6 protein-coding genes are annotated in these 8,802 nt (G+C 70.2%); 4 read left to right on the plus strand and 2 right to left on the minus strand.

Annotated elements, in window-relative coordinates; all coding sequences use genetic code 11:
- The first annotated feature begins 27 nt into the window (after positions 1–27).
- The 4 genes from CVO76_RS11005 to purM all read left to right on the plus strand — a co-directional run bounded on the left by CVO76_RS11005 (position 28) and on the right by purM (position 4,110).
- Positions 28–201 (plus strand): DUF1059 domain-containing protein, encoded by a 174-nt coding sequence (locus tag CVO76_RS11005; protein WP_133081210.1) that lies wholly within the window; start codon positions 28–30, stop codon positions 199–201.
- 14 nt (positions 202–215) lie between these two features.
- On the plus strand, positions 216–1,352 hold the full coding sequence (locus tag CVO76_RS11010; protein WP_208739269.1) for an EAL domain-containing protein: 1,137 nt from the start codon (positions 216–218) through the stop codon (positions 1,350–1,352).
- Between the two features lie 89 nt (positions 1,353–1,441).
- Positions 1,442–3,001, plus strand: a complete 1,560-nt coding sequence (gene purF / locus CVO76_RS11015) for an amidophosphoribosyltransferase (protein WP_133081212.1) — start codon at positions 1,442–1,444, stop codon at positions 2,999–3,001.
- Entirely contained in the window at positions 2,998–4,110 is a 1,113-nt protein-coding gene (gene purM / locus CVO76_RS11020) for a phosphoribosylformylglycinamidine cyclo-ligase (protein ID WP_208739270.1), read from the plus strand. The genes purF and purM overlap by 4 nt, the downstream gene beginning before the upstream one ends.
- Positions 4,111–4,324: 214 nt before the next feature.
- Here the strand turns inward: purM and CVO76_RS11025 are convergent, their stop codons facing one another.
- Positions 4,325–7,363, minus strand: coding sequence for an endo-1,4-beta-xylanase (locus CVO76_RS11025; protein ID WP_208739271.1), 3,039 nt, complete (start codon positions 7,361–7,363; stop codon positions 4,325–4,327).
- Between the two features lie 99 nt (positions 7,364–7,462).
- Positions 7,463–8,602, minus strand: coding sequence for an endo-1,4-beta-xylanase (locus CVO76_RS11030; RefSeq protein ID WP_208739272.1), 1,140 nt, complete (start codon positions 8,600–8,602; stop codon positions 7,463–7,465).
- Between the last annotated feature and the right edge of the window lie 200 nt (positions 8,603–8,802).

Consider the following 8,802-nt stretch of genomic DNA (forward strand, 5'->3'; position numbering starts at 1 on the left):
CGCGGGCCGCGGAAGAGGGAGTTTTTCATGAAGGCATTCGCATGTGGAGATGTCGTACCGGGGTGTGAAGCCCGCTGGGTCTGCAGTTCCGAGGATGAGATCCTCGCCCGCGTCGGCGAGCACGCCGCCGCCGTCCACGGACTGACGGATCTCGCACCCGAGCTCGTCGGGGCCGTGCGCACCCGCATCGTCGCCGCCTGACGCCGCCGGCCCCGATGCAGGCCCTCGGGCAGGACCAGGCTTTCCGCGAGGCCACCGAGCTGGACGCCGCATGCCGCGGCGAGGGCATCTCCTCGGCGTACCAGCCCATCATCGACACCGTCCGCGGCTCGGTGGTCGGCTACGAAGCCCTCGTGCGTTTTCCCAGGTACGAGGAGAAGAACCCCGAGGCATGGTTCGCCCGGGCACGCCGGGAGGGTCGGGACGCCGAACTCGAGGCGGCAGCCCTGCGCAGCGCCTTCGCGCACCGCGCGGGCCTGCCGGGCAACTGCTTCCTCACCGTCAACGTGTCGCCCCACCTGCTGCCCTCCCCCGTGGTCCGGGACGTCTGGGCGGAGCAGGGCAACCTGGGCGGCGTGATCGTGGAGCTCACGGAACAGACTCCCATCGACTCGTACCTGCAGCTGGAACCCCATCTGGACGCGCTGCGGTCCGCGGGCGCCCTGATCGCGGTCGACGACGCCGGGTCGGGGTACGCGGGCCTGCAGCACCTCCTCGCGCTCCGACCCGCCATGATCAAGGTGGACCGGGAACTGGTCCGCGGGATCGACACGGACGAGGCCAAGCGCGCCCTGATCGAGATGCTCGGGCTCTTCGCGGGAAGGGTCGATGCGTGGCTCCTCGCGGAGGGCATCGAAAGGGTCGAGGAACTCGACGCCCTGGCCGCCCTCGGGGTACCCCTCGTCCAGGGGTACCTGCTGGGCCGTCCGGCACCCCCGTGGTCCACCCTCGACGTCGATCTGGCGCTGCGGCTGTCCGCATCCCCGCGCTCGACGTCGTCGCAGACCGTGCGCGGCGTCGTCGAGCCCGCCGCCACGGCCCCGTCCCCGGCGCAGGCCGCAGCACTGTTCGCAGCGAACCCGTTCCTCGCCGACGTCGTGCTCCTCGACGGCCGCCGGCCCGTCGCCGTCCTGCCCGAGGAAGCAGCGCGGCTCGGTGTCGTCACGGCCGGGCTGGTCGTCAACGTGGACACCCCCATCGGCGAGGCGCTGTCCCGCGCCATCACCCGGGACAGCAGTGCCCGCTTCGCTCCCCTGCTCGTCACGGACAACGCGGGCCGCTTCGTGGGCCTCGCACGGATGGAGCGGCTGATCGGAAGGATCGCGGGTACGCCGCACGTCCCGGCCGTGTGACGGGCGTCGTCGCGGCCGCGCGTCCCGGGCCAGCCGCCCGACGCCGCCCATCGCGCGGCCGCCATTGCCTGCCGTGAGAGAATGGGCGCATGGTGCGCGGCGACGGACAACTCTCCCACGATCTTCTCCCCGGCGAAAAAGGACCCCAGGACGCCTGCGGCGTCTTCGGTGTCTGGGCGCCCGGTGAGGAAGTAGCCAAGCTCACCTACTACGGGCTGTACGCGCTGCAGCACCGGGGCCAGGAATCCGCCGGTATCGCGACGAGCGACGGCCAGCGGATCAACGTCTACAAGGACATGGGCCTCGTGTCCCAGGTCTTCGACGAGGCGACGCTCAACACCCTGACCGGCCATATCGCCGTCGGGCACTGCCGCTACTCCACCACCGGGTCATCCCACTGGGCCAACGCGCAGCCCACGCTCGGCGCCACCGCTGCCGGCACGGTCGCCCTGGCGCACAACGGCAACCTCACGAACTCCGCCGAGCTGTACCAGATGGTCCTCGACCGCCACGGCAAGCCCCGCGCCGGCGAGCTCGCGCAGGGCAACACCACCGACACCGCCCTCGTGACCGCGCTGCTCGCCGGGAACGACGGCCGCTCGCTGGAGCAGACGGCCATGGACCTGCTGCCGAGCATCCGCGGCGCATTCTGCTTCGTCTTCATGGACGAAGGAACCCTGTATGCGGCGCGCGACGCCTACGGTGTCCGTCCCCTCGTCCTCGGCCGCCTCGAGCGCGGCTGGGTGGTCGCCTCGGAGCAGGCGGCCCTCGCGACCGTCGGCGCGAGCTACATCCGCGAGATCGAGCCCGGCGAGTTCATCGCCATCGACGAGGACGGGGTGCGCAGCAGCCGCTTCGCCGCCCCGACCGCCGCGGGCTGCGTGTTCGAATACGTCTACCTCGCGCGGCCCGACGCCGCGATCGCCGGCCGCTCCGTGTACGAGTCCCGCGTGGAGATGGGCCGGCAGCTCGCCCGCGAGAACTCCGCCGCCGCGGACATCGTCATCCCGGTCCCAGAGTCCGGCACCCCGGCCGCCGTGGGCTTCGCGGAGGAGTCCGGCATCCCCTTCGCCCACGGCTTCGTGAAGAACGCCTACGTGGGCCGTACGTTCATCCAGCCCAGCCAGACCCTGCGCCAGCTCGGCATCCGGCTCAAGCTCAACGCCCTCGAGTCGGTCATCCGGGGCAAGCGCATCATCGTCGTCGACGACTCGATCGTGCGCGGCAACACGCAGCGCGCCGTCGTCCGCATGCTGCGCGAGGCGGGCGCGGCCGAGGTCCACGTGAAGATCTCCTCGCCCCCCGTGCGCTGGCCCTGCTTCTACGGGATCGACTTCGCCTCCCGAGCGGAGCTCATCGCCAATGGTGCCGCGATCGACGAGATCAGCAAGTCCATCGGCGCCGACAGCCTCGCGTACATCTCCGAGGACGGCATGATCGACGCGACGCAGCAGCCCCGTGAGCGCCTCTGCACGGCATGCTTCACCGGCACGTACCCGATCGAACTGCCCGACGACGACCGCCTGGGCAAGAACCTGCTCGAGCGCACCAACCCCGCCGACAAGTCCGGGGCCACGGGATGCGATCCCGGACCGGACGCAGAGTTCGAAGCCGTACTGACCGACGAAGACAAGAAAGAGCGGGTATGAGCGCGTCCAACCCCATCACGTACGCCAGCGCAGGAGTGGACGTCGAAGCGGGTGACCGCGCCGTCGAGCTCATGAAGGACGCCGTGCGGGCGACGCACGGCGAGCAGGTTCTCGGCGGGGTGGGCGGTTTCGCCGGGCTCTTCGACGTGTCCCGCCTCCTCACCTACACGCGGCCGCTGCTCGCGACGTCCACCGACGGCGTGGGCACCAAGGTGGCCATCGCGCAGGCCATGGACATCCACGACACCATCGGGTTCGACCTGGTGGGCATGGTGGTCGACGACATCGTGGTGGTCGGCGCGGAGCCGCTCTTCATGACCGACTACATCGCGTGCGGGAAGGTGGTCCCCGAGCGCATCGCGGACATCGTGCGCGGCATCGCGGCCGGCTGCTCGGCCGCCGGCACGGCCCTGGTGGGCGGCGAGACCGCCGAACACCCCGGCCTGCTCGGTGAGCACGAGTACGACGTGGCAGGCGCCGCGACCGGCGTGGTCGAGGCCGATCGGGTCCTCGGTCCCGAGCGCGTCCGCGAGGGCGACGTCGTGATCGGCATGGCGTCCTCGGGCCTGCACTCGAACGGGTACTCGCTGGTGCGGCGCGTCATCAACCAGGCCGGCTGGGCGCTGGACCGCCAGGTCTCCGAGCTCGGGCGGACGCTCGGCGAGGAGCTGCTCGAGCCCACCCGGATCTACGCGGCCGACTGCCTGGCACTGGCCCGGAACGACGCCGCGCAGGTCCACGGCTTCAGTCATGTCACCGGCGGCGGGCTCGCGGCGAACCTCGCCCGCGTGCTGCCCCGCGGGCTGGAAGCAACGGTGGACCGCTCCACGTGGGAACTGCCCCCGGTCTTCACGCTCGTCGCGCAGCTCGGCTCCGTCCCGCTGCCGGATCTCGAGCGCACCCTCAACCTCGGGGTCGGGATGGTCGCGATCGTCGGGGCCGAGGGCGCGGACGCCGCCCTCGCCCAGCTCACCGCGGCAGGTGTCCCCTCCTGGGTCATGGGCAGCGTGCAGGTGGCCGGGAACGGGAGCACCGACGGGCCGGACTACGTCCAGGGCGCCAAGGGCGTGGACGGCGGCTCGGTGCGGCTGCTCGGCGCCTACGCCTGACCCGGAACGTCCACAGCACCGCTGCCGGAGTACGGCAGGTCCGGATCCTCCTCCTGATCGAGCCCGGACAGTGGGCATGTTCGAACATTCCCACCGGACGACGGCGAACGGGAGGAGCGAGCCACCCCGCCGAGCACGCCCAGCATCGGACTCCACGACGAAGCCCCTGCCCTCCGGAGAGGACAGGGGCTTTGTCATGGTCGGTGCAGGCCGGTCAGTGCTTGCCCGCCTGCTTGCGGGTCACGACGACGTCGAACGAGCTGGTCCGGGTGTTGCCGGCCTCGTCCGTCGCCGTGCACGTGACCGTCGTGGTACCGACGGGGAACCGGCCGCCCGGTGCGGGGAGGCACGTGATCGGCACGACGCCGTCGAGCGTGTCGATGGCCGACGGCGAGACGTAGCTGACCTTGGCGCCGCTGGCCCCGTTGGAGACGGCGGTGATGTCCGACTGGTCGGCGATCCGCGGCGGCAGCACATCGGCGGGCCGGGCGGGCAGCCTGGACGGATCCACGATGCCCCAGTAGGCCGGCGTGACCTGCAGCTCGTCGTCGAAGGGCAGCGGCTGCTCCCAGGGTCGGGCCATGGGCCAGGTCCGCAGCCAGGTGCGGGCATTGCTGATCCCCCAGAAGGTCACCGAGTCCACGGACGCGTTGTGCTCGCGCAGCATCGCGAAGAGGTCGCGGTAGTAGTAGCCGACCTCCGCTGCGGCGTCCGCGTCGTCCTCGAACGCCGGGCTGTACGGATCCGCCGGGGCGCCGCTGACATCGGCGCCCTGGTTCTCCGTGGAGGCGTTGACGTCGAGTTCCGTGATGGCCTGCAGGAGCGCGGGGTCCAGCGCCTCGACGGCCTCGATGGAGTCCTCGAGCCACTGCACGGGCCGGGCGACGTCCACGTGGGCCTGGTGGCCCACGCCGTCGATCGGCACGGCCCGGGCCTTCAGCGCACGGATCAGGTCGAGGTAGTCGGCCCGCTTCTGAGGCATCTCCGTGTTGTAGTCGTTGATGAACAGGGCCGCCTCGGGGAAGTAGCGGTCCGCCAGGCGGAAGGCCTCGTCCACGAAGCCCTCGCCGAGGACCTGGAACCAGCGGCTGTCGCGCATGTCGTGCGGGTTCGCCGTGTCGCCGTCCGCGATGACCTCGTTGACCACGTCCCAGGCCCAGATGGGGCTGTCCCCCTCGGGGTAGCGGGCGTCGATGTGGTCGGCGATGCCCTTGATGTGCGCTTCCATACGGGCCTTGAGCAACGCCTGGTCGGCGGGGCTGTCGGTGAGGTCGCGGGTGCCGTCCTTGAAGAACCACGCCGGGGTCTGCGAGTGCCAGGCGAGGACGTGTCCGTAGACCTGCACATTGTTGGCATCCGCGAAGTCCAGCAGCTGGTCCAGCTGCGTGAAGGCGAACTGGCCCTCGACCGGCTGGACGCTCTCCGGCTTGCCCGCGTTCTCCGGTGTGAAGGCGTTGAAGTGCTTCCGCACGAGGTCGGCGGCCGTTCCCACGGTCTCCCGGGCATCGATGGCGACACCGACGTGCTCGATGCCGTCCGCGCCGAGCACGTCCTTCAGTCCGGGGACGTCCGACTGGATGGGCTTCTCGACGATCGGGGCGAGGCTGAAGTCGTCCAGCAGGAAGTCCGTCCCCACCGGTCCCTCGACGTACACCTGGGCCTTGTCCGCGGCCGCACCGAGCGTGTAGGTGCCCTTGAGCTGGACCCAGCCGTCGGCCGTCACGGAGGCACTGGCGCCGGCGACGCCGTCGTACGCGCTTCCGCCGCCGTTGTCACGCTGCACGGACACCTTGAGCGAGGCCGGGGCCTCGCCGGGAGCGAGCTTCGCCCACACCGATACCTGCACGGCGGTCCCGACGGGCAGGCCCGCCGTGACGTCGAGCGCGGCACCGTGCCAGGGCTGGGTGCGGTTCGTGACGAGCAGGCTGCCGGTGCCGGTGCGGGCATCGCTGCTCGTGGCGACGGAGACGCCGTCGCCCCGGGCCGTCCAGCCGTCGGTGCCGGTCTCGAAGCCGGAGGTGACCTCGACGGGTGCCGCTCCCGCGCCGCCCTGCGGCAGGGTGAAGGTCCATCCCTCGGCGAGCTTCTCGCTCACCACCGTCGTGACGGCCCGGACCGTGTTGGAGCGGTCGCCGCCGCCGTCGTGGGCGAGGACCACGGCGCCGGGGGTGAAGGCCGCGCGGAGGTTGGCGGTCAGGGTCGCCTCGCTGAGGTCGTTGCCGTCCCAGTCGAAGATGACGTTGCCGAGGCCGAGCGGCTGCATGCCGAGCGCCGCGGCCACTTCTCCGGTGGCACCCCAGCTGCCGTTCGGTGCACGGAAGTAGGGCACCTGCAGGGACGGATCACCGACGGCGGCCCGGATGATGCGCAGGTTCTCCTTCAGGTCGGTCTCGACCTGGGTCTGCGACCAGGAGCCCATGTCCGCGTAGGACGTGCCGTGGTTGCAGAGCGTGTGGCCGTCGGCGACGATCTGCCGCAGCAGGTCGGCGCCACCGGGAGCCTGGACGTTCTGCCCGATGATGCAGAACGTCGCGGTGATGCCCTTGTCCCGCAGGAAGTCGAGGATCGCTGCGGTCTCACCCGGGTTCGGCCCGTCGTCGAACGTCAGGGCGACGGTGTTCCCGGTGCCCCGCGCCGCGGCGAGGGGGGTGCTCGTGGGGTTCGCTGCGCCTCCCGGCACGAAGGACGCGTCGGGGGTGGGTTGCCAGGCTCCGCCGTCGGCGGGCCCGGCCGTCCCGGTGATCACGACGTCGTCCACGAGGTAGTCGTAGGGTGCACCCAGGTCTCCCGTTCCGAGGTAGGCCCGCAGCGTCGCCGGGTCGGCTCCGGCCGGGGCGTTGAAGGTGCCGGTCACCGTGGTCCAGGCATCCGCGGACACCGTGGTGTTGCCCACCCAGCTGTAGGCGGGTTCCACGACGAAGCGCGCCGACGTCGTCGTTCCTGCCGGCGCCGAGAGTTTCACCTGCGCGGAGAACGTGTAGGTCCCGCCGGCCTGCAGGAGGTCGGCCGGCGTCTTGATGCCGTCGTAGTCGTTGACCCGGCCCTTCACCAGCAGGGCCTTGTCGCCGTCGGCGTCGACGACCGACAGCGTGGGCCCGCCGTTCTGCGCCAGCGGACTGAAGCTGCCGTCCTCGAAATCCTCGTTCAGCAGCACCGACGGTTCGTCCGCCTGGGCGGCCGGCAGCGTCAGCACGCCGGCTCCCGTGATCAGGCCGAATGCCGTGGCGCCTGCGATCAGACGTCCTTGTCTCATGGTTCTCCTTGATGGTGTGGCCCGCCCGTGGAGGGGCGGGCCACCGACTGCTGGGGGTGGTCGTGCTGGTTGTCGTGCTGGTTGTCGTGCTGGTGCTGCCTAGCGGTTACCGCGCCCCGGGGACGCCTGCTCGAGGCTCTCCTGCAGTGCGTAGTAGGCCGGCTTGCGGGTGAAGTCGTTCCACATGACGGTCGCCTCCCCCTCACCGGAGAAGAACACCGGCACCCAGGAGTACTTGTCGGTGAAGCCCCAGATCGTGAAGGAGTTGCACTCCTCCACGGCGATGCAGGCGTCGAGTGCCCGCTGGTAGTAGCTCGCCTGCTTCTCGAGCTGCGCCGCGGTGGGCTGGGTCCCCGCTGCGACGTCCATCCGGACGTCGATCTCGGTGATCGCGGTCTCCAGCCCGAGGTCGTCGAAGCGCTGGAGGTTGGTCCGGAGATCGCCCGGGAAGCCGTAGCGCGTGCTCAGGTGCCCCTGGATGGCGAAACCGTCCACGGGGACGCCCTGGGCCTGCAGCCGCGGGATGAGCTCGAGGTAGGCGTTGCTCTTCGCATTGACGCTCTCCACGCCGTAGTCGTTGAAGAAGAGCTTCGCCTTCGGATCCGCCTCGTGGGCCCAGCGGAACGCGTCGGCGATGATCTCCGGGCCGAGTTCGCGGATCCAGATGTTGTCCGTGGTGCGCAGGGTGCCGTTGTCGTTGAAGATCTCGTTGGCCACGTCCCACTGCTGGATCTTGCCGGCGTACCGCCCGACGACGGTCTGGATGTGGTCCTTGAGGATGGCGCGCAGCTCCTCCTTGGAGAAATCGCCCTCCTCCAGCCAGGCGGGGTTCTGGCTGTGCCAGAACAGGGTATGGCCGCGGACCACCTGCTTGTTCTCCTGCGCGAACTCGACGATGGCGTCCATCTCGGCGAAGCGGTAGGTGTCGCGCTCGGGGTGCACGAACTCCCACTTGAGCTGGTTCTCGGGCGACACGGAGCTGAACTCGGCGGCGAGGTGCTGCAGGTACTCCCGGTCGTTGGGGAACGGGGCCGGATAGGGCTGGGTCTCGTGGTGGCCGCCGCCTGCGACGGCGGTGCCGATCTTGAGATCGTTCGGGGCGACCCAGCGGAGGGTGTCCTGCTTCTCGATCCCGGGCGGACGGGGGGCCTGGTGCTGTGCTGCGAGCGCGGGTGCGGCGGTGGGAAGGATCAGTGCCGAAGCGAGGACTGCGGCAGCGAGTGAGTGGTGGACCTTCATGAGCTCTCCTTTGAGGTACCTGAGGTGCGATTGTCCGAAACTTTCTTCGGAACTTTTCCGGAACTTTCCGGAAATACCGTTGCTGTAGGTTAGGAACACCGCGCAGGGGAGGTCAAGGGCGGAAGCGAAAACTGTTCCGGGAGACCTCGACGTTGCTCCAGGCGCCCCGAGGAGGATTTGTGCACGACAACACCCAACCC

The organism is Arthrobacter agilis (assembly GCF_002953615.1).
Classification (GTDB): Bacteria; Actinomycetota; Actinomycetes; order Actinomycetales; family Micrococcaceae; genus Arthrobacter_D; species Arthrobacter_D agilis_B.